The organism is Mycobacterium sp. HUMS_12744610 (assembly GCF_041206865.1).
In the GTDB taxonomy this organism is placed as follows: Bacteria; Actinomycetota; Actinomycetes; order Mycobacteriales; family Mycobacteriaceae; genus Mycobacterium; species Mycobacterium servetii.
The window spans coordinates 206,493-228,572 of sequence record NZ_JBGEDP010000001.1; the positions used below are offsets into that span (position 1 = coordinate 206,493).

A 22,080-nucleotide genomic window follows, 5' to 3' on the forward strand; every position below is an offset into this window, starting at 1 on the left:
GCGGTTCAGCGGATGCGGAAGATCACGGCCCGCTGCACGACGAAGTTGATGACGGTCGCGGTGCCCTGTGCGACCACGAAGGCGGCGGGTATCGCCCAGCCCCGGTAGTGCCACAGCGCGAGGCACAGGTGGTTCAGCCCCACCTGCACGGAGAAGGTGACCGCGTAGAGAACCATGACCGCGACGAACCGGGCGGTGCTGGGCGCCGCCTGGAATGTCCAACGGCGGTTGATCAGGTAGGCGGTGATGGTGCCGACGACGAAGCTGCTCGCCTTGGACAGATCGACCTGTAGGTGCACCGCTTTGTAGAGCACCAGGTAGAGACCGAAGTCGACGATCCCGGCCAGTCCGCCGGCGACGACGAAGCGCCCCACCTGCGTCATCAGGTTGAGGTGCGGCCGCGGCGGCGCCGCAGCGGACTCCGGGGGGATCATCGGGAGGAGTCTAACGGGGCGCGTCGGCGCCCCGGGTGCGTCAGCCGGGCAGCTTCACGTCGAGCAACTCGACCCGGTTCACGCCCTGGGGCGTCGGGTACGTCACGGTGTCGCCGGCCTGACGGCCGACGAGGGCCCGCCCCAGCGGGCTGTGCGCGGTCAGCGTCTCGTCCTCGCGGCCCACCGGCGTCTCCTCGACGATGGAGATCACCTGCATGGTGACGACCTCGCCGTCGTCGAACCGCAGCGTGACCTCGGTGCCGCTGGGCAGCGCGGCGTCGCCCTCTTCGGCGGGCAGTGGGCCCCCGCGCAGCCGCCGGTCCAGTTCGTTGATGCGGTCGGTGAGGATGACCAGCTCCTCGGCGCGCTGAATGGCCTCCGCGGCATCGCCGTGGTCGCCGACCATGCCGCGGTCGTTCCGGACTTCGACCTCCAGGCGGTCGCGGCGCTGCCGCAGCCTGTCCAACTCCGCGGCGAGGTTCTCGCTCGCCGCATCCGCCGCCGTCGGGGCCTTCTCGCTCACTTATGCCGCCCTTTCCAGCCTGTCCTGCTTTCCGTTGGTTATACACACCGATGTCGGTCCGGTCGACCGGATCACCCGTCCGGTGCGGCATCAATCCGGCTGGTCACCGCCACCCGGGTCAGGTCCTCGGCGATGACCAGATCCCCGCCGAACACCTCGGCCGCCTCGTCGCGGTATCGCCGGCTGTCGGGGTAGCGCTGCGAGAAATGGGTCAGCACCAGCCGCCGCACCCCGCACTCGACCGCCACGCGCGCCGCCTGACGCGCGGTCAGGTGTCCGTAGCGGGTCGCCAGATCGGCGTCCTGGTCCAAGAACGTCGACTCGATCACCAGCAGGTCCGCGCCGTCGGCCAGGGCGTACACGCCGTCGCACAGCCGGGTGTCCATGACGAAGGCGAAGCGCTGCCCCCGCCGTCGCTCGGTGACCTGCGCCAGCTCGACGGCCCGTCCGTCGACTTCGATCCGCCCGGATCGCTGCAACTCGCCGACGACGGGTCCGGCGATGCCGTAACGGTCGAGCAGTTCCGGCACGAAGCGGCGCGCGTCGGGTTCGATCAGCCGGTAGCCGACCGCGTCCACGGAGTGGTCGAGCGTTCGCGCTTCCAGCACCCCGAACGTTCCCGTGGCGACCGGGCCGTCCGCCGCGACGGGTTCCTCGCGCACGTCGGCCGTGTCGTAGAAAAGACAGGCGTGGCGTAGGCGGGCGAAATACTCCCGGCCGGCGGCGGGGAAGTGCGCGTGCACCGGGTGTCCTGCGCCGTCGAGGGCCAGGCGTTGCACGATTCCCGGCACGCCGAGGCAATGGTCCCCGTGGAAGTGGGTGAGGCAGATCCGGGTCACGCTGCTCACCGTCGCACCGGCCAGGAGCATCTGGCGCTGCGTCCCCTCGCCGGGGTCGAACAGCAGTGCCTCGTCATCCCAGCGCAGCAGGTATCCGTTGTGGTTGCGGTGCCGGGTGGGCACCTGGCTGGCGGTGCCGAGCACGATCAGCTCACGAGGCGACACGTGTCGAACATTATGGTCGCCGGGCGCGGGCTAGGAGAACCGACCGATCGAGGCCTGACCTAAAACGGTGGGGGTTCGTCGTCTTCGGTGGGTTCGTGGGGGCCGAAGTAGCGTTGTTGCCAGGTCTGGCGTCCGGCGTGTGCGGCGGTGCGGGCTTGGTGGTTGTTGCGGCGTTCGGCCGCCACGCGGTGGGCGCGGTCCTGGTCGCGGGTGCGGCGGCGTTTGGGCATCATCGCGGTGCGGTCGGCGCAGTAGTCCTGGGGTGGGATGTCGATTTCGGGGGCCGGGCAGCCCCCGACCGCGCGGGCCAGGCTGGGGAACAGCAGCGCGCTGCCCGGGGTGGTGACATAGGTGTGCCCGGACGGGGAGGTCAGGATCAAAGTGCCGTCGGGCAGCTGCTTTTCGGTCCAGCCGATAAACGTCTTGACCAAATGGTGAGTTTTGCAGTAGCACTTGAGGTTTGCCGCGTGGGTGGGCCCACCCTGGGCATACGGGGAGCCTGTCACGATTTCTGTGTAAGTCAGAGGTGATTTGACTACGAGTTGTATTCTAGCACAATGGGATTCGCCCAGGGAATAGTCTGGCGAGTGTGTTGAGCGCCACAGTCCAGTTGTGCGTTCCAGTACCCGAATAGCCTCCTCTCATGTTGCGCAGCCCGAGGTACAGCAACTTCATCGCGGCGTCCTTGTCCGTGAAATGACCACGGTTCTTGGTGATCTTGCGCAACTGGAAGTTGATCGACTCGATCGCATTGGTGGTGTAGACGATCTTGCGCAACTCCACCGGATAGTCCAGGAACGGAACGAATTCCCCCCAGGCGTTGTGCCACACGTCAATTGCACCCGGATATTGGGCGCCGAATTGCTGGTCGAACTCCTTGAGTGCGAGTTCGGCTCCATCGACGGTCGGCGCACTGTAGATCGCCCGCATCGCGGTGGCGACCTTCTTGCGGTCCTTATAAGACACGAAGCGCATCGCATTCCTAATGACGTGCACGACGCAGGTCTGCACCACGGTATCGGGATAGATCGAGCGGATCGCATCAGGCAGACCGGTCAGCCCGTCGCAGCAGGCGATGAGGATGTCGCGCACCCCGCGGTTGCGCAGGTCGATGACGACCTTCTGCCAGAACTTCGCCCCCTCGGAGTCCTGGATCCAGCAGCCCAAGGCGTGTTTGCGGCCCTCCAGATCCACGCCAATGGCCAAATAGGCGACCTTGGTGGTGATGACCCCGTTGTCGCCGATCCGCAGCCGCAGCCCATCGATGTAGAGGATCGGGTAGACCTCATCGAGCGGGCGGGCCTGCCAGGCCTTGATCTCATCGACCACCACCTCGGTGATATTGGAGATCAACTCCCGCGACACCGACGCCCCATAGACCTCCTGCAGGTGGGCTTCGATATCGCGGGTGGTCATTCCCCGTGAATACAGCGACAACACCACCGAATTGATGTTGTTGAGCCGGCGGGTCTTCTTCGGCACAATCGCCGGCTCAAACGAGCCGTTGCGATCACGCGGCGCATCGATCTGCACCGGGCCGTTGACGGTGGTCACCGTTTTCGGCGTGGTGCCGTTGCGCGAATTTCCCGATCCGCGTCCGGCCGGATCGCCGGCCTCATAGCCCAGATGGTGGGTTAGCTCCGCATTCAGCGCCCGCTCCAGCACGGCCTTAGTCAGCTGGTTCAGCAAACCGTCCGCGCCGTCGATCGGGGTCCCGGTCTTCACCGCATCCTTAATCAACGAGTCCAGCGTCTCTTCGGTGAACATCTCGGCCAGCCGCCGCGCCGCGGTCGTCTCCTCAGCCGGCATCTGCATGGTCTTGGTCACAAAACACTCCTTCTGTCCGCCCAACGGCGGTCCGATGATGGACCACCCCGGACTTACACAGATGGAATGACACGCCCCATACGGGATGGTGTGGTCGAGTTCGCAGTCGAAGGCCGGGCGTTCACAGCCGGGCCAGCGGCACGTCAGGTCCCGGCAGCGCACGAAATCCGCCAACGCCTTCGACGGCACGTACCCCGGCTCGGGGGCGGCGTCACCGGGATGGATCAGCGGCACCAGTTTGGCCGACGCCGCCAGCTCTGCCACCAGCTCGGGGGTGATCAGCCCGTCGGCGCACACCTGTGACCCCAGGGCCTGCCCGCCGTCGGCGCCCGGTTGGGCGATCAGGTGCACCACCGCCGCGCCGGGGGCTGCGCGCCCCCCGGCGGGGCAGTCGGTGCGCCCGCAGCGACAGCCCAACCGGTCCGCCCCGGCGGCCAGCGCCCCCAACGCATCGGCGCGGCGCTGGTCTTTGGTGCGCGGATCGTGTTCACACACCGTGCCGGCCAACCCGTCCAGCCGCTTGTCCAACGCCCGGGCGTCCACGTCGAACAGGCTGCCGCCCATCTCCACGACCCCGTCCTGGCTGGTGGCGAACCACACCTGGCGATCACATTGCCGCTGGCGGCGCCGGCGCACCGCATCGACATCGGCGCGGGCCACAATCTTGTCCACCGCCCCCGAGAGCCGGCCCCGGCTCATCGAGGGCCAGCGGCCCACCTTGAGCGCCAACTCGGCATCCACGGCAGCCAACACCTCGGGGTCGGTGATCAGATCGGTGCGGTACACGATCGTGGCGAACAACCGGAAGTCGATGTCGCCGGCCGCGAAAACCTCGCCCACCCTGGGCAGGCGTTCGCGCATCGCCCGCGCGTAGCGCACCCGGCCAGCGGCCAGACCCTGGCTGATCCGCAACGCCGCCCCTACCTCGGCGGCCACCGCCGCCATCGTGTCGATTGCCCAGTCCTCGTCCTCGCCACAGCGCGAGAGCCGATAGGCGAACAACTCCCCGACCGCCACCAACTGCGCAGCCGCGGCCCGGTTCTCAAACCGCGCCGCCGCGCCGATGCGGTCCACCAGCACCGTCGACTCGGCCGTCGTGGAGGGATGACGCCGCTCGAAGAGCTCGTCGAACCGGGCGTGCACCTCCGCCCGCGCCTCTTCATCGAACATACGTGCGAGTATGCCACCGGGGTACGACACGGCCGGTGTGATGTCTCGGGACATCGGTGACAGTTTCGTCCAGGCGCTGACCTCGGGTGCCGGCGCCTATGCCCGCGCCGAAGCCGACGTCATGCAAGACTCTGGCCGGCGCGGTGCCGGCCCTGGGCGCGGGCTGGGGCTGCGGTCTGAGCGCCGGTATGTCTGGCAACTTTGCGGGCGGGGTCACGGCCGAGCTGACCGGCTTCGGCGCCCTGCCGGACGCGGTGGCCGCGGGGCTCGGTGCGGTCGGGTTGCAGGCGGCGCAGGCGGCGCCGGTCATCGGCCTAGACAACCTGGCGGGACCCCAGGCGAACTTCATCGACGATCTGGTCGCCGCCGAGGCGGGGTTCAACACCAACCTGGTGGCCCACGAGTTAGGTCTGGAGTCGGCGCTCTTCGGCAGCACCACTGCGTTGAACGGCGCCGTCAACCGCGTCTTCAACGCGGGAAACCTCGTGCTGGGCACCGGTGAGCAAACCGTGAACACCCTCCTCGGGGCGTACCCGGCCCCGGGCGTCGACACCATGCTGATCGAAAGCGGCACGGGGGCCGGGGTTTTCAACCTCGGCAACATCGGCGGCATCGAGGGCATCGTCAACCAGACCCTGGCCGCCGGCGCCGAGCTCGCGGGCCTGCTGTGACGAAAAGGACTGTGCCCCAAAAAGCTTGATTGATGCCCGGCCCCTCCCCGCAGCGTACCCCATATGGGGAGGGGCCGGGCCCCCAAGGCTGTCGCGGCTAGACCCAGTACGGCACGCGGGCGCGGTATTGCCGCATCGCGAAGGCCGCCAGCACCCAGCCGACGACGGTCAGGGCCAGCACCACCGCCCAGTGCCGCAGCTCCTGATGCGCGCCCAGCAGCGGGGCGCGAACGATGTCGAGGTAATGCAGCAGCGGGTTGAGTTCCACGATGCTCGCCCAGCGCCCGGCGCCCTGCTGGCGCAGGGTGTCGTCGTTCCAGATGATCGGCGTCATGAAGAACAGCAGCTGCACGACCGAGAACAGCAGCGGGCCGATGTCGCGGTAGCGGGTCGCCAGGATGCCGAAACACAGGGACACCCAGATGCAGTTGAGCACGATCAGCCCCAGCGCCGGGAGCACCGACAGGTCGGCCCACGACCACGGTTTGGGAAAGATGATCGCCACGACGAGATAGATGACGATGTTGTGCGCGAACAAGATCATCTGCCGCCACACCAGCCGGTAGACGTGTACCGACAGCGGCGTCGGCAACTGCTTGATCAGTCCCTCGTTGGCCACGAAAACGTCGGCGCCCTCGATGATGGCGGCGTTGATCAGGTTCCAGATGATCAGGCCGAGCGTTACGTAGGGCAGATGCACCGACAGCTCGAGGTGGAACAGCTTCGAGTAGAGGCCGCCCATCGCGACGGCGGTGGTGCCGGTCGCGATCGTGATCCAGAACGGGCCCAGCACCGAGCGCCGGTAGCGCTGCTTGATGTCCTGCCAGCCCAGGTGCAGCCACAGCTCGTGACGCCGGAAACCGGCGGCCAGGTCACCGCGGGCCCGGGCGAACGTGCGTGACTGTGTCGCCGCATCCAGCAACGTCATCGGCGCCGCTCCTCCTCATCGCTCCGCTCTGCATCGTCGTCGGCGCGTCTCATGCCAGGCCTCCAGGGGTGCCGAACTGCTCGCGGCGCCCCATGCGGCGCAGCCGAAGCCATTCCCGAAATCCTCGGGGGTCGCGGCGGGTCACCAGGAAGAACCAGCCGAATCGGACCCACTCCTGCACCAGCAACTTGCGCAACCCGGGCTGCGACAGCAGGTAGCCGCGGTTGCGGTAGGTGAAGAAGCGCTTGCCGGAGTCGTCGGGGTACTGGGTGTGCATCCGGCCGCCGAGGATCGGCCGGAACTCCGACGTCCCGCAGGGGTGCAGGTAGACGGCCTCCAGGCAGGTGCCGAACGGCAGCCCGGAACGCACCAGCCGCCGGTGCATCTCCACCTCGTCGCCGCGGATGAACAGCCGCAGGTCGGGCACCCCGACCGACTCCAGCGTCGACGCCCGGAACAGCGCCCCGTTGAACAGCGACGCGATGCCGCGCAGCAGGTCGTCGCCGGTCTCGGTGCGCAGTTCGCCGGCCAGCCGGCGCCACACCAGGCCTCTCCGCAGCGGAAAGGCCAGCCGCGCCGGGTCGTCGGCGTTGCACACCATAGGCGACACCTCGGCCAGACCGTGTTTCCCGGCACACGCCAGCAGCGTCGCCAGCACCCGGCTATCCGCCGGGCGCCCGTCGTCGTCGGCCAGCCACACCCAGTCGGCACCCTGCGCCAGCGCGAGCAGCATCCCCAGCGCGAAACCGCCCGCACCGCCGAGGTTCCGGCGCGACGGTAGGTAGGTGGTCGGGACGGGCTGCCCCGCGACCAGTTCACGCACGCGGCTGTCATCCGACGAACCGTCGTTGTCCACCACGATCAAGTGATCGGGCAGCCGGGTCTGGGTACTCAGTGCGCCCAGAGACTTGACGAGCTCGTCGGGACGGCGGTGGGTGACGACGACGGCGACGACGGATTCGGTGACGGATTCGCTCATCCCACGGACCGGGTCTCGGCCAGCACCTCGCGCACGTGTCGGGCCGCGTCCTCGCCCTCGTAGGCGCGCACCACGTCCTCGATGCCCCCAGACTGGCGGATGACGCCGTGGTCGATCCACATCGCGGTCTTGCACAGCCGGGCCAGGAATTCGTTGGAGTGGCTGGCGAACACCAGGATCCCGGAACGCTCCACCAGGCTCTGCAACCGGGACTGGGCCTTCTTCAGGAAGTCGGCGTCCACCGCGCCGATGCCCTCGTCGAGCAGCAGGATCTCGGGGTCGATGCTGGTGACCACGCCCATCGCCAGCCGCACCCGCATCCCGGTGGAGTAGGTGCGCAGCGGCATCGACAGGTAGTCGCCGAGCTCGGTGAACTCGGCGATCTCGTCGACCTTGGCCAGCATCTGCCTCCGGGTCTGCCCGAGGAACAGGCCGCGGATGATGATGTTCTCGTATCCGGAGATCTCCGGGTCCATGCCGATGCCGAGGTCGAAGACGGGCGCCACCCGGCCGGTGACCTTCGCCCAGCCGCGGGTGGGCTCGTAGATGCCCGACAGCAGGCGCAGCAGCGTCGATTTGCCCGCCCCGTTGTGCCCGACCAGGCCGACCCGGTCGCCCAGTTCGAGCGACATGGTGATGTCGCGGAGCGCCTCGACGACGACGACGTTGGAGTTGTTGCGCCCGATCGTGCCGCCGGCCTTGCCGAGGAAGGCCTTCTTCAGGGAGCGCGACTTGGCGTCGAAGATGGGAAACTCCACCCACGCGTTGTGCGTCTGGATGTGGGGACCGGAATCGGGCACCGTCACCTGCTTTGCGACCTCTTACAGGTACTGGCCGTGCCCGGACCCGTGCTTGCTCATGCTCGGCGGCAGCGCGCCCTGACGCATCTGCTCCAGCTGCGCGCGGGCGGCCATCTGCTGGGCGAACAGCGCGGTCTGGATACCGTGGAACAGCCCCTCCAGCCAGCCGACCAGCTGCGCCTGGGCGATGCGCAGTTCGGCGTCCGACGGGGTGGCGTCCTCGCTGAACGGCAGCGTTAGGCGATCGAGCTCCTCGCGCAGTTCCGGGGCCAGACCGTCCTCGAGTTCGCGGATGCTGGTGGCGTGGATCTCGCGCAGCCGGTTGCGGCTCGCTTCGTCGAGGGGCGCCACGCGCACCTCCTCGAGCAGTTGCTTGATCATCGTGCCGATGCGCATCACCTTGGCGGGCTGCTCCACCAGGTCGGTCAACGAGCGTTCGTCGGAGTCGTCGTCCTCGACCGCCATGATCCGCGGGTCGACGCCGCCGATGACCTCGATGCCGTCATCCTCGTTGCCCGTACTCAATCGGTCACCATCCTTTTGGGATCTAGGCGTGTGGCGCGGCGGCCTTCCCGCGCCATTCGTAGATTTTGGCGCCGCCGTTGTCGTAGATCAGTTCCCACGACGGCGATTTCTCCAAAGACACTAGCCCGTCGGGCACGGCGAAACCCCGCACCGTCGGCTTGCTGATCAGGATGTAGCGGATATTGAGTGCCTTGACCGCTTGCACCACCCGCGGATCGGAGACGCCGTTGCGGGCGTAGGCCCAGATGATGAAGCGGTTGTAGCCCGGGCCCGCCTGCTGCGGGTAGTCGTAGTGGGTCCACAGCGGGTGTAGGTCGGCCACGGCGTACATCCATGCGGTGCCGTCGGTGTTGGCGTTGGCGATCAGGGTCTCGCGCGCGCCGGGCAGTTTGGCGAGGTAGGCCATCGCCATCAGGTCGCGCTGGTCGATCATCACCGAGTCGTACTTGTCGCCGAACAGGAACGCGTGACGCGGGAAGTAGTGCCAGGCGCTCCCCACACCGGCCGCCGCCACCAGGACCGCCGTCGCCGCGGCCCAGGCGCGTTCCGGCAGCGGCGTGAACCGCGTGCTCAGGCGCTTGGCTCCCCACACGACGGCCCCGACGATCGCGAACAGCGCGACACCGGCGATGGGGGGCAGCAGCAGCGTGGTGGCGGCCGCCACCCGGCGCGGGTCCTTGTAGAAGAACTCGCCGAGCGCCCCGGCGACCGCGCCGACCGGTCCGCCCAGCGGGGTCCCCGCGTCGACGTTGACCACGACCAGCACCAGCCAGGCGGCCAGCGGCCACCAGATCCGCCTGAGCAGCAGGATGAGCCCGCCGATCACCAGCAGCGCGCTCAGCCCGTACTGCACCGGGAAGTCGTTGAGGTGGCGTGAGTGCTGGAAGAGGGCGTCGAACAGGCCCCGCCTCTTGCTCAGGTAGGTGAGGAAGGAGTGCCCGGCGATGATGTCTTCCTGCTGCTTCACGCTGAGGAACTGCGGCAGCATGATCAGGCCGACCACGACCGCGACGCCGGCCAGGGTCAAAAAGTCGGCGAGCCGCCCGCGCACCGGGTGCCATAGCGCGTCGAGCAGCCACCACGCCAACAGGAACAACCCGACGACGATCCCGCCGGTGATGTGCACCGAGAACGTGCCGACCAGCGCCAGGATCGCCGCCGGAATGCGGTCGCGGTGGCGCAGCGTCGACGTGGTCAGCACCATGGTCGGCACCGCGACACCGTAGGCCGCGAGGTTGGGCATCGCGGCGACGTCGAACTCGACGTAGGGCACCGCGGTGAACGACGCCGACAGCACCGCCGCGGTCGCCGACGCCCCCGCGGTGCGCCACACCGTCGTGCGTGAACGCAGCAGGCGCCAGGTGAGAACGGCCGCGCTGACCGGGAACAGCCAGACCGCCGCCGCGACCGAGTTCAGCGTGTAGCCGGTGGTCGGCGCCGCCCCGGTGAGCTGACAGAACACCGCGGTCAGCGCGTGGAAGACCGAGGGGTAGTACAGCAGGGCCTGCGTCTCGACGTTGCGCAGCTCGCCCATGTGGGTGGAGGAGGCCTGGCCGGTGTCGAGGATGAACCGCACGGTGTTGGCGTGCCACACCGAGTCCCAGGTGCTAGGGATGGTCTGCCAGTGCGCGCCGAGGCCGCGCCAGGCGGCCCACATGATCAGCAGCGCACCCAGCAGCACGCCGGCGGCCACGGCCAACGCCGGCCCGCGGCCGATCCCGCGGGCTTCCGCCGCGCTGTCCCGGTATCGGGCGAGCAGCAGCTGCAGCCCCGTCATCGCCGCGCCCGCCAGCACCAGCGTGGCCAGCGCGGTCCAGCCGTTCCACGGGACTCCGACCGCACCCAGCGGGATGATCGCCAGTGCGACCATGCCGTAGGTCAGCGGCGGCCCGACCGCGATGGCGACCGGCCAGCTCAGCTGACTGATGCGTGCGACGATGGTGCCCGGTGCGATCAGCAGGAACAGTGCGATCAGCGTTCCGAACCAGAAACCCACCGGACTAGTATGGCTGCCCGGGTGCCTCGGCTCGGGATGCCACTGTCTGGCCGGAATGTCTGGGCACCCGCTACCGTCACAATTTCGCGGAATGGCGAAAGCTCTAAGGTGGCTGGCATGGCTTACGACGTCGCCCGGGTGCGCGGATTGCATCCTTCGCTGGGTGACGGGTGGGTGCACTTCGACGCTCCGACCGGAATGCTGATCCCCGATTCGGTCGCTACCACGGTGTCGACGGCTTTCCGCAGGTCCAGTCCCAGCATGGCGGGCGCACACCCGTCGGCGCAGCGCAGCGCGGCCATCCTGGACGCGGCGCGCGCGGCGGTTGCCGACCTGTTCAATGCCGACCCGGCCGGCGTCGTGCTGGGCGCCGATCGCGCAATCTTGTTGTCCGCGTTGGCCGAAGCGTCGTCCTCGCGCGCGGGCCTGGGCTACGAGGTGGTCGTCAGCCGCCTCGACGACGAGGCCAACATCGCCCCGTGGCTGCGGGCGGCGCACCGCTACGGCGCCAAGGTGAAGTGGGCCGAGGTCGACATCGAGACCGGTGAGCTGCCGACGTGGCAGTGGGAGAGCCTGGTGGGCAAGTCCACCCGGCTCGTCGCGGTCACCTCGGCGTCGGCGACGCTGGGCACGGTCACCGATCTGCGGGCGATGACCAAACTGGTGCACGACGTCGGCGGGCTGGTGGTGGTCGACCATTCCGCCGCCGCGCCCTACCGGTTGCTCGACGTCAAGGAGACCGACGTCGACGTGGTGGCGGTGAACGCCGCGGCCTGGGGTGGTCCGCCGGTGGGGGCGATGGTGTTCCGCGATCCGGCGATGATCAACTCGTGCGCCTCGGTCTCCACGGACCCGCGGGCCACCGGACCGGCCCGACTCGAGGTCGGCGCGCACCAGTTCGGTCTGCTGGCCGGGGCGGTCGCCAGCATCGAGTACCTGGCGGCCCTCGACGAGTCCGCGCGCGGCGCCCGCCGCGAACGCCTGCCGCTGTCAATGCAGTCCGCCGGTGCCTATCTGAACCGCGTCTTCGACTACCTGATGGTGTCGCTGCGGTCGCTGCCGCTGGTGATGCTGATCGGCCAGCCGGAGTCGCGGATACCGGTGGTCAGCTTCGCCGTGCAGGACGTGCCCGCCGAGCGGGTGATGCAACGGCTCACCGACAACGGCATCCTGGCCGTGATCGACGAGACCTCGCGCGCGTTCGACGTGCTGGGGGTCAACGACATCGGCGGCGCCGTCACGGTCGGGCTGGCGCACTACTCGACGACGGCCGAGGTCGACCAGTTGGTGCGCGCGCTAGCGTCTCTGGGTTAGACGGTCAGCAGGATCTTGCCGGTCACTTTGCCGTCCACCATCTGCCGGTGCGCGTCGCCGGCCCGCTCGATGGGCAGTCGCGCGCCGATCACCGGCCGCACCCGGCCGTCGGCGATCATGGGCCACACCGCGTCCCGCACCGCCCGCACGATCTCGGTCTTGCTGTTGGGTCCGCTCACCGGACGGGCGCGAAGCGTGGTGCCGATGACCCGCAATCGCTTGGCCAGCAGCGTGCCGAGGTTGAGCTCGGCCTTGACCCCGCCCTGCATGCCGATGACCACCAGCTGCCCATCGGTGGCCAGCGCGTCGAGGTTGCGGTCCAGGTAGGCCGCGCCCATGATGTCGAGTATCACGTCCGCGCCGCCGGTGTCCTCGCGCAGCCGGGCGACGAAGTCCTCCTCGCGGTAGTTGATCAGGATCTCGGCGCCCAGCTCGCGGCAGAACTCGAGCTTGTCCGCCGATCCGGCAGTGACGGCCACCCGGGCGCCCAGCGCCCGCGCGACCTGGGTGGCGTGGCTCCCGATGCCGCTGGACCCGCCGTGGATTAACAGCAGCTGCCCTTCGCCCAGGTGGGCGGTCATCACCAGGTTCGACCACACCGTGCACGCCACCTCGGGCAACCCGGCGGCGTCGACGAGGTCGACCCCGTCCGGGACCGGCAGCACCTGCCCGGCCGGGACGGCGACGCGCTCGGCATATCCACCGCCGGCCAGTAGCGCGCAAACCTCTTGTCCCACAGACCATTCGGAGACTTCAGGACCGACCTCGGCGACGACGCCGGAGACCTCCATGCCGATGGTCTCGCTGGCTCCCGGCGGGGGCGGGTACTTCCCGGCGGCCTGCAGCACGTCGGCGCGGTTGACGCCCGCGGCGCGGACCTCGATCAGCACCTCGCCGCTGCCGGCGGAGACGTCGGCAACCTCCTGCCAGGACAGCCGGTCGGGGGATTCGGCGACGATGGCGCGCATGCCGGTCACGCTACTAGTCCCGTTACCCTGGTCAGCGGTGGCGTGGCAGAGCGGCCTAATGCACTCGCCTTGAAAGCGAGAGACGGCTAACACCGTCCGGGGGTTCAAATCCCTCCGCCACCGCCGGTTTAGTGGGCGGTCTCGTGCAGCGTCGGGGCGTAGCGCAGCACCGCGCCGACACCGTCGGCCGGGGCGAGGCGCTCGTCGGTGCGCACCAGCGACGCCCCGATGGACACCGCGAGCATCGGCGGCGCCTCGTCGGCGCGGAAGGTCTTGGCCGGCGCGGCGCCGACGTCGCCGATCACCAGAGGTCGGCGCCGCGTGGTCGACCACGGCCAGCAGATAGTCCGGACGCCCGAAGCCCTGTTCGACGACGGGCACGACGTAGGGCAGCTCGGACACCCGGACGACGGTCTCGGCGGTCGGCCGCTGCAGGTTGCTCGTTGACCAGGACGCCCGCCGCCCCGGCCACCACGGCCCATTGCGGCAGTGTTCCCACCGCCGCCCGGTGTCAACCGATCGGAATCTCCGCGGCGATCGTGTCCATCAGCGCGGTGTAGCGGCGCAGCTCGGGATCGCGCCCCGGCTTGCCGCTGCTGATGACGCCGGCGGCCAGGCCGCGCTGCGGGTCGGCCCACATCGCGATGTTGGCCAGGCCGAGGTTGCCGAACGCGGCCGGCGCGTTGCGCCCGAACGGCCCGAAGCGGTTCGTCCCGAGCATGTACCCGGTGCCCCAGCGGGCAGGCATCAGGCCCGTCGCCACGTCCGGCCGCAGCCGTCGGCATTGGCGCACCGCGCCGCGCAGGGTCGCCTCGCTCAGCACCCGCACCCCGTCGAGTTCGCCTCCGCGGCGCAAGATTTCGGCGAACCGGGACAGCTCGTCGGCGGTCGATATCGTGTTCGACGACGGCACGATGGTCGTCAGGAACATCGGGGTGTTGGTGTAGGGGATGATCTCGTGCACGTTCCGCCGATCGCCTTGCGGAAGATCTTCGCCAGGACCGGCGGCAGCGGCCGGCCGGTCGCGTGGCTCGGCGCGACCAGCCCGACGTCTTCCTTGGCCACACCGAAGTTCGTCCACCGGAAGTCCAGCGGGTCGAGGATCTCGGTGGCCAGGATCTCGCGGATCTCCTTGCCGGTGGCCCGCCAGACGATCTCGCGGATCAACGGGCCCCAGGTCAGCGCGTGGTACATGTGCACCAGGCCCGGCCGGTAGAGCGGGCGCAACTCGCTCAGCTTCTCCAGCGCGTAGTCGTGGTCGTCGGCGCGCTTGACGTCCGGCCGCGGCCCGGTCGGGAAGGGCAGGCCGGCGCTGTGCGTCAGCACATGCCGGATCGTGATGCGATCCTTGCCGTGGCTGGTGAACGTGGGCAGGTACTCGCAGACCCGGTCGTCCAGGGCGAAGGCGCCGCGCTCGACGAGCCTGTGGACCACGGTCGCCGCCACGCCCTTGGCCGCCGAGTACACGCAGAACGGCGTGTCCGTGCCTACCGGAACCTGCTCGGCGTCCGGCGGGTCGGTCGGGGCGTTGCCCCACCCGTGGCCGATCGCCCGGTTGAGCACCACCCGCCCGTTATGCCGCAGGCACACCTGGATCGCCGGGTGCATGCCGCCCTCATACCAGTGCCGCGCGGCCGCCCAGATGCGTTCGACGGCGGCGCGGTCGATGCCGGAATGGTCCTCGTCGCCGATCGCGGTCACCGAGTCCAGGTCGGCCGGGACGCGGATCTTGCCGTCGGGGGTCTGGGGCTGGGGCGTCACCCCAGCGAGGGTACGTGCCTCACTCGCCCTTGAAGTTCGGCGGCCGCTTCTCGAACGTCGCCGAGATGCCCTCGGTCAGGTCCTTCGACGGCAGGAACGCGGCGTTCCAGGCGGCGACGTAGCGCAGGCTCTCCGAGACCGCCGCGACGCGTTGCTGGTCGAGGACGTCCTTGATCCCGTGCACGGCCAGGGGCGGGTTGGCGGCGATCTCGGCGGCGGTGGCGTGCGCGGCGGCCAGGGTGGCCTCGGCGTCGCCGAACACGTCGTTGACCAGGCCGATCTTCTCTGCGCGGGCGGCGTCGATGTCCTTGCCGGTGAGCGCGAGCTCGCGCAGGTGCCCGTCGTTCAGGATCATCGGCAGGCGGGCCAGGCTGCCGACGTCGGCGACGATCGCCAGCTTGACCTCCCGGACCGAGAACTTGGCGTCGGCGCTGGCGTAGCGGATGTCGACGGCGGAGATCAGGTCGACGCCGCCTCCGATGCACCAGCCGTGCACCGCGGCGATGGTGGGGGTGCGGCAGTCGGCGACCGCGCTGATCGCGTTCTGCATGCGCCTGATCTCGGCGTGGAACTCCGCGCGCGGGCGGGCCAGCGCGTCGCCGGCCAGCAGCGGGGTGAACGTACCGCCCATCGCGGGCACGTCCAGGCCGTAGCTGAAGTTCTTCCCGGACCCGGTGATGACGATGGCCCGCACGTCGCGGTCGGCGTCCAGGGCGGCGAACAGCTCGGGCATCTCCGACCAGAACGCGGGCCCCATCGCGTTGCCCTTGCCGGGCCCGATCAGCGTCACCCGCGCGACGTGGTCCTGGGTGTCGACGGTGACCGATTCGTACGCTCTTGCTTCGTGGGCCATGCCGAGACCGTAGCGTGACGCACATGCCACGCGATTTGCGACCCGGACCAGACTCCCCGCCGACCGACGAGCTGGAAAGCGCCGAGGCCTGCCTGGCGGTGCTGCAGCACGTCGTGCACCCCATCGCCAGCGACGACCTGTCCCGCAAGACGCCGTGTTCCGAATACGACGTGCGCCAGCTGACCGGGCACCTGCTCAACTCCATCCGGGCGCTCGGGGGCATGGTCGGCGCCGACATCCCGGCGGGCGAGGACTCCGACTCGGTGGAGCGCCAGATCGTGGGCGCGGCCCGGCCGGCGCTGGACGCCTGGCGCCGGCGCGGCCTGGACGGCAGCGTGGCATTCGGCAACGGCAAGATGGCGGCCCGGGATGCCTGCGCGGCGTGGTCGCTCGAATTCCTGGTCCACGCCTGGGATTACGCCAAGGCCGTGGGCCACGACGTCGACGTCCGCGAACCGCTGGCCGAGTACGTGCTGGAGCTGGGGCACCGGATCGTCAAGCCGGAGCTGCGTGCCATGGCCGGGTTCGACGACCCGGTGGAGGCGCCCGAGGGGGCCGGCGCGCTGGACCGGCTGGTGGCGTTCACCGGCCGCAACCCGGCCCGGGCCAAGTGAGGCCGGGTAGCCCTACACCCGCTCGAGGTAGAAGTAGTAATAGCGGCCGTCATCCAGCACGCCCTTGCCGTTCATGATGCCCATCACCGCGTCGTCGTCGACGGCCTTGAAGTGGTCGTGCACGGGCTGGCCGTCGTAGACCATCGTGGCGGTGACCTCGCCGCGGAACTCTTCGAGCCACAGGCTGGCCTCGCCCTTGCCCATCTCCTTGTTGGAGAACTTGTTTCCGTCGGCGTCCAGGCAGACCAGCGGCTGAACGTCGCGGGTGGATTTGAACGTCTTGCCGAACCAGCCGACCTTTTCCAGTTGGCCGTTCATCTTGTGTCCGGTGACGAACTCGCCGCCCTTCCACTCGCCGATCATCTGCTCGACGGTCGCGGGCCGCAGGCTCGCCCAGAACTCGTCGAGTTCGGCGTCGGGAATCGCGCCGTCGCGTTCCTTGAGCTCGGTGAACTTCCTGCGGGCCAGGGTCATCGGCTCTCCTCGGGGTGGGTGGTCCAGTCGCGGGCGAAGTCCAGCAGGGCGTCGTTCTCGTCCGGCGCCCCGATGGTGACCCGGACACCTTCGGGTGGAAACGGGCGGACCACCAGGCGCGCGGCGGCGGCCCGCTCGACGAAGTCCGCGCTGCGCGGGCCCAGCGGCAGCCAGACGAAGTTGGCCTGCGACACCGGCAGGGTGTATCCGGCTTCCCCTAGCGCGGCGGCCACGCGCGTGCGCTCGGCGACGACCGCGTCGGTGCGGGCCAGCAGCTCGTCGGCGGCCCGCAGGCAGGCGATCGCGGCGGCCTGCGAGACGCTGGTCACCGAGAACGGCACGTAGACCTGATCGAGCGCGGTGATCAGCTCGGCGGGACCGATCGCGTAGCCGACGCGCAGGCCGGCCAGCCCGTAGGCCTTGGAAAAGGTGCGCAGCACAACGACGTTGGAGTGCGCACGGACCAGTCCCAGGCTGTCCGGTGCCATGCCGTCGCGGATGTACTCGACGTAGGCCTCGTCGATGGCGACCAGGATGTGCGAGGGCACGGCGGCGACGAAGCGGGCCAGCGCGCCGGGGTCGACGACCGTGGAGGTCGGGTTGTTGGGGTTGCAGACGAAGATCAGGCGGGTGCGGTCGGTGACCGCGGCGAGCATCGCGTCGAGGTCGTAGGTGTGGTCGGTCAGCGGCACCTTGACCGAGACGGCGCCGGCGATCTGGACCAGGGGCGGATACAGCTCGAAGCTGTGCCAGCCCATCACCACCTCGTCGCCGGCCGACGCGCTGATCTGAACCAGCTGCTGGCACAGGCTGACCGACCCGCAGCCGACGGCGACGTGCTGCGGACCGAAGTCCGGGCCCACGTGCTCGGCCAGTGCGGCCTTGAGCGCCACACAGGCGTTGTCGGGGTAGCGGTTGACGTCGTCGGTGGCCCGCTCGATGGCCGCGCGCACGCTGGGCAGCGGGCCGAACACCGTCTCGTTGCTGGCCAGTTTGATCGAACCCGGCACCGTCTTGCCCGGGACGTAGACCGGCAGCCCGGCCAGCTCGGGGCGCAGACGGGCGGTCACTTCGACAGCATATGCCGGGGCTGTGTACGCTATGCCTCCGGCGGCTAGGGGATACCGGGAAGGGTTCGGGTAACCTCGGAAAGTCTGATGGAGGCGTGCCAGAGCGGCCGAATGGGGCTCACTGCTAATGAGTTGTCCCCCTCAAAGGGGACCGGAGGTTCAAATCCTCTCGCCTCCGCCAGGAGCACACACAACTGAACATGAACACAAGCGCCCGTAGCTCAACGGATAGAGCATCTGACTACGGATCAGAAGGTTAGGGGTTCGAATCCCTTCGGGCGCGCTTTCAACCAGCGAAAATAGGTTGCCTTATTATCCGGCGCCGGCTGAGTTGTCACGGATTGTCACAACTCGCGCCAAACTCTGCGCACCCTAGGCGAACGCGTTGTGTAGTGAGTGCACATGGGTTCGCGTCGATCGCTAGTAGATACGTAAGCAGCAACCCGCTAAGCATCCACACCAAATACTCAGCGGTGCCAGTTCAATCAGTTTGACGGTCGGGTCTGCGATGATCTGGATGGTGGTGCCGCCGCAGGGGCGGGGACACGCGTGGAGGCGGAGCAGGGCTTGTGGCGAGATCGGACTTGATCGTCGACTTGGTGGAAGCCCAGCAGCGCGGCGATAACACTAGATTTCGGACCCTGGTTGAAGCGATCATCGCTGAAGAGCGCAACAACCAGCACCATCTGGTCGCCGACCGGCTATCGGAGCTGATCACCACCTCGGGAACGCGGCACCTGCTGGGTCGCGATGACTCCGCGCGCCAGGTAGCGGACTTGGTGCAGGAGATTGTGCCGAAGCGGCGCCTTGCCGATGTCCAGTTGACGCCGGCGGTGGCCGCGAGCATCGCAGAACTGATCGAGGAGCATCGGCGCAGCGAGTTGCTACACAACCACGGTCTTGAACCACGCAACCGAATCCTGTTAGAAGGCCCGCCTGGCAACGGGAAAACCACGCTAGCCGAGGCGGTGGCGGCGGAGTTGATGGTGCCGTTCTATGCGGTGCGCTACGAGGGGGTCGTGTCGAGTTTCCTCGGCGAGACCACGAGCAGGCTTGACCACGTCTTCGAGTTTGCGCGCACACGCCGGTGCGTGCTGTTCTTCGACGAGTTCGACACCATCGCCAAAGAACGCGCCGATGCCCACGAGACCGGTGAGATCAAACGAGTGGTATCGACGCTGCTCTTGCAGATAGATAAGCTGCCGTCACATGTGGTGGCCATCTGCGCCACCAATCACGGTGAGCTGCTTGACCGCGCGGCTTGGCGACGCTTTCAGCTCCGACTGACGCTGGACCCGCCGTCCCGCGCCCAGGCCACCGAATTTCTGGAGAAGCTGCGCGTGCGGCTCGGCGGGAGCCTTGGGTTGGCGCCACGGACCCTGGCTGACAAGCTTGCCGGCGCCAGTTACGCCGAGATCGAGGAGTTCGCCCAAGACGTGATGCGCCGGTATGTGCTCACGTTGCCGGACGGACGCATTGAAGATGTGGTCCGCAATCGTTTACGGCAGCGTGCGCAACAGAGGGAGCGGTGACCGCACCACGCCCGCCGTTGGCGTTCGGGCCGCCAGCACGGGGCCCAATCCCGACGGGAGCACCGCGATTCGCGGGCACGCCGGTCGCCGGCCCAGACCCGGCCCGGCAGGGTCAGCGGCTCGGACCGCAGTTCACCGCACTGCAGCAGGCCATGGCGGCAGGCCGGGTCAGTGTCGACGACGACACCGCCGAAGCCGACCCCGAACTCGTTGTGGTCTTCGACTTGGCCGCCCCGGTGACCGAGTTCGCGCGCGCGGCCGCTCAGGTGCGTGGGTTGGAATTCCTCCTCGAGGTCGATGGCGACGATTTCGAGGCCGACGACGACTTTCACATCGTGAAAAAGGGCGAACCAACGACCGACATTGTGACTGACAGCCTCTACGTGGTCATGACGAACGCGCAGGCGGTCGCCGAGCTGCTGGCACTGTTTCAGCGTTGGCAGGCGAACCCCGAAGAATCGTTTCCTCGAGGGCTGGCGCCGCTGCGCAATGTTTTTGCGCTGTTACGCGACGTCCGCCGATGGGGTGCTATGGACCGTGTCCGCGAAACCGGGCTGCTCGAGCAATGGAGCGAAGACGTCGCCGTTGTTGGACAGTCAGCGACTCGGGTACGAGTCGAAATCGAACTGTGGTACCGTCGCGACCCAGCCCGCCGCACCCAGGCTGAAGCAACGGTGCGCCGCATCATCGCCGATGCTGGGGGAGCGGTCATCACGCAGGCAACGATCGCGGGAATCGAGTATCACGCCCTGCTCGCCGATATCCCCTATCCCCAAGTCGAATTGGTTGTTGAGAGCGGCCCTGAAGCGATTGCGTTGCTGACCACCGACACAATCATGTACGTATCGCCGGCTCGACCGATGACTATCCCAGCAGTAGCGCCGGCCGATGAACCGCTTAGCCCGCAGATGTTTGGTGTTAAGCCGACGAGCGATCGCCCCCGGGTCGCCCTGCTCGACGGCTTACCGATGGCAGGACATATCGCCCTTAGCGACAGGCTCGTCGTCGACGACCCCGACGAAATCGCGCAGTCCTACACCAGCAGCACCCAAATGCAGCACGGCACAGCCATGGCATCGCTGATTTGTCACGGTGATCTGAACGCCCCGGGCCCGCCACCGCCTCGGCGCATCTACGTCCGACCGATCCTGCAACCTCATCCGGTCATCGGAAGCGAAGAAACCGTGCTGCGCGACCAGCTCTTAGTCGACCTCATCCACCGATCGCTGCGCCGGATGCTTGAAGGTGAAGGGTCCGGGGACGCGCGAGCGCCCAGTGTCCGAGTCGTCAACCTGTCGATCGGCGATCCGATCCAGATATTCGTGCGCCGGATAAGCCCGCTTGCCAAGCTGCTCGATTGGCTGGCACACAGATACAACCTGGTGGTCTTGGTCAGCGCGGGAAATCACCCGATCGACACGGAGGTCCCCGCCGCGGCGATCGCAGAACCCGCCGAACTGCGCCGTGCGGTCGCTGGTTCGATGTACCAGCGTGCCCGTCAACGCCGGCTGCTCTCGCCCGCCGAAGCGGTCAACGTGGTCAGTGTCGGCGCCCTGCATGCCGATAGCGCCCCTGAAGTTGTCAGCGATACCGTGCTGGAGACGGTCAGTGCTGGGATGCCAGCGCTCTACAGTCCCGTCGGGTTCGGCCACCGCAACTCGATCAAACCCGAAGTGCTCCTACCTGGTGGCCGAAGTCTGCACCAACGACCCGGTTCAGCCGAAGGCTCCACGATGCTCTACCCGGCCGAGACCGCGATGACCGGCCCAGGCATGCGCGTAGCGGCCCCGGGTTCAGCCGGATCGCTCAACGCGAGCGCCTACACGCATGGCACCAGCAACGCTACAGCGCTAGCCACCCGTACCGTCGACGCCCTCTTCGATCGCCTGGAATCGCTGCAGTCGGCAAGCGGGGAATTCGATTTTCCGGCAGGCGAATACCATCCGGTGCTGGCTAAGACGCTACTGGTGCACGCGGCTTCATGGGGGACGATTCCGGATGACTTGGCAGGGCTTGAGATTGGCGAGCTCGACCTGACCCGCCGCCACCTATCTCAGATCCTGGGTTACGGTGCGGTCGATCCAGTCCGCGTTCTGAGCGCGACTTCCAGCAGAGCGCTGCTGGTGGGCGCCGGCTCGATTTCCGCCGACCAGCGTCACACGTTCACCTTGCCGTTGCCGCCCAGCCTGGCCGTCACCACAGAATGGCGACGGTTGACCATCACGATGGCGTGGCTGTCCCCGGTGCTCACCAGAAGCCGTCGATACCGCATGGCGCGGTTAACATTTGAGCCACCGCTTCAACGGCTTGGGATCAAGCGCGCCGAGGCCGACGGCCGGGCCAGCCGCAACGGCACGGTACAGCACGAGATCCTTGAAGGGCGCCGCGCTGTGGCCTTCGCTGCCGGTGAGGCCATCGAGATCAACGTCGATTGCCGGGCGGCTGTCGGCGCCCTGCCAACGGCGGTCCGCTATGGGCTGGCCGCGACTCTGGAAGTCGGCCCTGGGATTCGCGCAGACATCCAAGAAGAGATCCGCCAACAACTTCAGGTACGGCTGCGCGCTCAGACTGGATCCGCAAGCACTCGAATCAGCGGAGACGGCCCATTTTCTGAGTCCTAGCCAATTCTAAGGTTTT

18 protein-coding genes, 3 tRNA genes and 4 pseudogenes are annotated in these 22,080 nt (G+C 68.2%); 8 read left to right on the forward strand and 17 right to left on the reverse strand.

Translation table 11 applies throughout. The features are described 5' to 3' along the window. Positions 1 to 5: 5 nt before the first annotated feature. From AB8998_RS00955 to AB8998_RS00980, 6 genes and pseudogenes are all read right to left on the reverse strand, one after another. On the reverse strand, positions 6 to 383 hold the full coding sequence (locus tag AB8998_RS00955) for a GtrA family protein (protein WP_369741371.1): 378 nt from the start codon (positions 381 to 383) through the stop codon (positions 6 to 8). 91 nt (positions 384 to 474) lie between these two features. Further along, on the reverse strand, positions 475 to 957 hold the full coding sequence (locus tag AB8998_RS00960) for a GreA/GreB family elongation factor (RefSeq protein ID WP_369736388.1): 483 nt from the start codon (positions 955 to 957) through the stop codon (positions 475 to 477). 71 nt (positions 958 to 1,028) lie between these two features. After that, positions 1,029 to 1,961: a ribonuclease Z gene (locus AB8998_RS00965; protein WP_369736390.1), complete on the reverse strand. Its 933-nt coding sequence runs from the start codon at positions 1,959 to 1,961 to the stop codon at positions 1,029 to 1,031. 59 nt (positions 1,962 to 2,020) lie between these two features. After that, positions 2,021 to 2,488, reverse strand: a pseudogene (locus AB8998_RS00970) (hypothetical protein); the annotation flags it as partial. A gap of 22 nt (positions 2,489 to 2,510) precedes the next feature. Then, complete coding sequence (locus AB8998_RS00975; RefSeq protein ID WP_369741372.1) at positions 2,511 to 3,737, reverse strand: IS256 family transposase; 1,227 nt, start codon at positions 3,735 to 3,737, stop codon at positions 2,511 to 2,513. 123 nt (positions 3,738 to 3,860) lie between these two features. Next, positions 3,861 to 4,958, reverse strand: a pseudogene (locus AB8998_RS00980) (13E12 repeat family protein); the annotation flags it as partial. 98 nt (positions 4,959 to 5,056) lie between these two features. On the opposite strand from AB8998_RS00980, the gene AB8998_RS00985 reads away from it, so the two are divergent. Further along, entirely contained in the window at positions 5,057 to 5,629 is a 573-nt protein-coding gene (locus AB8998_RS00985) for a hypothetical protein (protein ID WP_369736391.1), read from the forward strand. Positions 5,630 to 5,726: 97 nt separating this feature from the next. On the opposite strand, the gene wzm is transcribed toward AB8998_RS00985, so the two are convergent. The 5 genes from wzm to AB8998_RS01010 form a co-directional block, all read right to left on the reverse strand. Beyond that, on the reverse strand, positions 5,727 to 6,557 hold the full coding sequence (wzm, locus tag AB8998_RS00990; RefSeq protein ID WP_369736393.1) for a galactan export ABC transporter permease subunit Wzm/RfbD: 831 nt from the start codon (positions 6,555 to 6,557) through the stop codon (positions 5,727 to 5,729). Between the two features lie 49 nt (positions 6,558 to 6,606). Continuing rightward, positions 6,607 to 7,536 (reverse strand): galactofuranosyltransferase GlfT1, encoded by a 930-nt coding sequence (gene glfT1 / locus AB8998_RS00995; RefSeq protein ID WP_369736394.1) that lies wholly within the window; start codon positions 7,534 to 7,536, stop codon positions 6,607 to 6,609. Beyond that, positions 7,533 to 8,336, reverse strand: a complete 804-nt coding sequence (gene wzt / locus AB8998_RS01000) for a galactan export ABC transporter ATP-binding subunit Wzt/RfbE (protein WP_369736395.1) — start codon at positions 8,334 to 8,336, stop codon at positions 7,533 to 7,535. Before wzt ends, glfT1 begins: the two co-directional genes overlap by 4 nt. A 21-nt stretch (positions 8,337 to 8,357) precedes the next feature. Next, a complete protein-coding gene (locus tag AB8998_RS01005; RefSeq protein WP_369741373.1) occupies positions 8,358 to 8,801 on the reverse strand; it encodes a bacterial proteasome activator family protein in 444 nt (147 codons plus the stop codon). Positions 8,802 to 8,883: 82 nt separating this feature from the next. After that, on the reverse strand, positions 8,884 to 10,857 hold the full coding sequence (locus AB8998_RS01010; RefSeq protein ID WP_369736396.1) for a DUF6541 family protein: 1,974 nt from the start codon (positions 10,855 to 10,857) through the stop codon (positions 8,884 to 8,886). Between the two features lie 117 nt (positions 10,858 to 10,974). Between AB8998_RS01010 and AB8998_RS01015 the strand changes: the two genes are divergently transcribed. Next, positions 10,975 to 12,171, forward strand: a complete 1,197-nt coding sequence (locus AB8998_RS01015) for a cysteine desulfurase-like protein (RefSeq protein ID WP_369736397.1) — start codon at positions 10,975 to 10,977, stop codon at positions 12,169 to 12,171. Here AB8998_RS01015 and AB8998_RS01020 read toward each other — a convergent pair. Beyond that, a complete protein-coding gene (locus AB8998_RS01020) occupies positions 12,168 to 13,139 on the reverse strand; it encodes an NAD(P)H-quinone oxidoreductase (RefSeq protein WP_369736399.1) in 972 nt (323 codons plus the stop codon). The genes AB8998_RS01015 and AB8998_RS01020 overlap by 4 nt on opposite strands. A 36-nt stretch (positions 13,140 to 13,175) precedes the next feature. Between AB8998_RS01020 and AB8998_RS01025 the strand changes: the two genes are divergently transcribed. Then, positions 13,176 to 13,262: transfer RNA gene (locus AB8998_RS01025), tRNA-Ser, on the forward strand. 5 nt (positions 13,263 to 13,267) lie between these two features. Here the strand turns inward: AB8998_RS01025 and AB8998_RS01030 are convergent. The 3 genes and pseudogenes from AB8998_RS01030 to AB8998_RS01040 all read right to left on the reverse strand — a co-directional run. Then, positions 13,268 to 13,444, reverse strand: a pseudogene (locus AB8998_RS01030) (Rv2629 family ribosome hibernation factor); the annotation flags it as partial. A gap of 206 nt (positions 13,445 to 13,650) precedes the next feature. After that, positions 13,651 to 14,747, reverse strand: a pseudogene (locus AB8998_RS01035) (serine hydrolase). A 172-nt stretch (positions 14,748 to 14,919) separates the two neighbouring features. After that, complete coding sequence (locus AB8998_RS01040) at positions 14,920 to 15,753, reverse strand: crotonase/enoyl-CoA hydratase family protein (RefSeq protein WP_369736400.1); 834 nt, start codon at positions 15,751 to 15,753, stop codon at positions 14,920 to 14,922. A gap of 23 nt (positions 15,754 to 15,776) precedes the next feature. On the opposite strand from AB8998_RS01040, the gene AB8998_RS01045 reads away from it, so the two are divergent. After that, positions 15,777 to 16,367, forward strand: a complete 591-nt coding sequence (locus tag AB8998_RS01045) for a TIGR03086 family metal-binding protein (RefSeq protein WP_369736401.1) — start codon at positions 15,777 to 15,779, stop codon at positions 16,365 to 16,367. Between the two features lie 12 nt (positions 16,368 to 16,379). Here the strand turns inward: AB8998_RS01045 and AB8998_RS01050 are convergent, their stop codons facing one another. Together AB8998_RS01050 and AB8998_RS01055 are read right to left on the reverse strand one after the other, a co-directional pair. After that, positions 16,380 to 16,841: a DUF4334 domain-containing protein gene (locus AB8998_RS01050; RefSeq protein WP_369736402.1), complete on the reverse strand. Its 462-nt coding sequence runs from the start codon at positions 16,839 to 16,841 to the stop codon at positions 16,380 to 16,382. Further along, positions 16,838 to 17,911: a pyridoxal phosphate-dependent aminotransferase gene (locus AB8998_RS01055; protein WP_369736403.1), complete on the reverse strand. Its 1,074-nt coding sequence runs from the start codon at positions 17,909 to 17,911 to the stop codon at positions 16,838 to 16,840. The genes AB8998_RS01050 and AB8998_RS01055 overlap by 4 nt, the downstream gene beginning before the upstream one ends. 89 nt (positions 17,912 to 18,000) lie before the next feature. On the opposite strand from AB8998_RS01055, the gene AB8998_RS01060 reads away from it, so the two are divergent. The 4 genes from AB8998_RS01060 (at position 18,001) to AB8998_RS01075 (ending at position 22,064) form a co-directional block, all read left to right on the forward strand. After that, a tRNA-Ser gene (locus AB8998_RS01060) sits at positions 18,001 to 18,092 on the forward strand. A 29-nt stretch (positions 18,093 to 18,121) separates the two neighbouring features. Next, a tRNA-Arg gene (locus AB8998_RS01065) sits at positions 18,122 to 18,194 on the forward strand. 286 nt (positions 18,195 to 18,480) lie between these two features. Continuing rightward, positions 18,481 to 19,443, forward strand: a complete 963-nt coding sequence (locus AB8998_RS01070; RefSeq protein WP_369736404.1) for an AAA family ATPase — start codon at positions 18,481 to 18,483, stop codon at positions 19,441 to 19,443. Between the two features lie 152 nt (positions 19,444 to 19,595). Continuing rightward, a complete protein-coding gene (locus tag AB8998_RS01075) occupies positions 19,596 to 22,064 on the forward strand; it encodes a S8 family peptidase (RefSeq protein ID WP_369736405.1) in 2,469 nt (822 codons plus the stop codon). Positions 22,065 to 22,080: the final 16 nt, after the last annotated feature.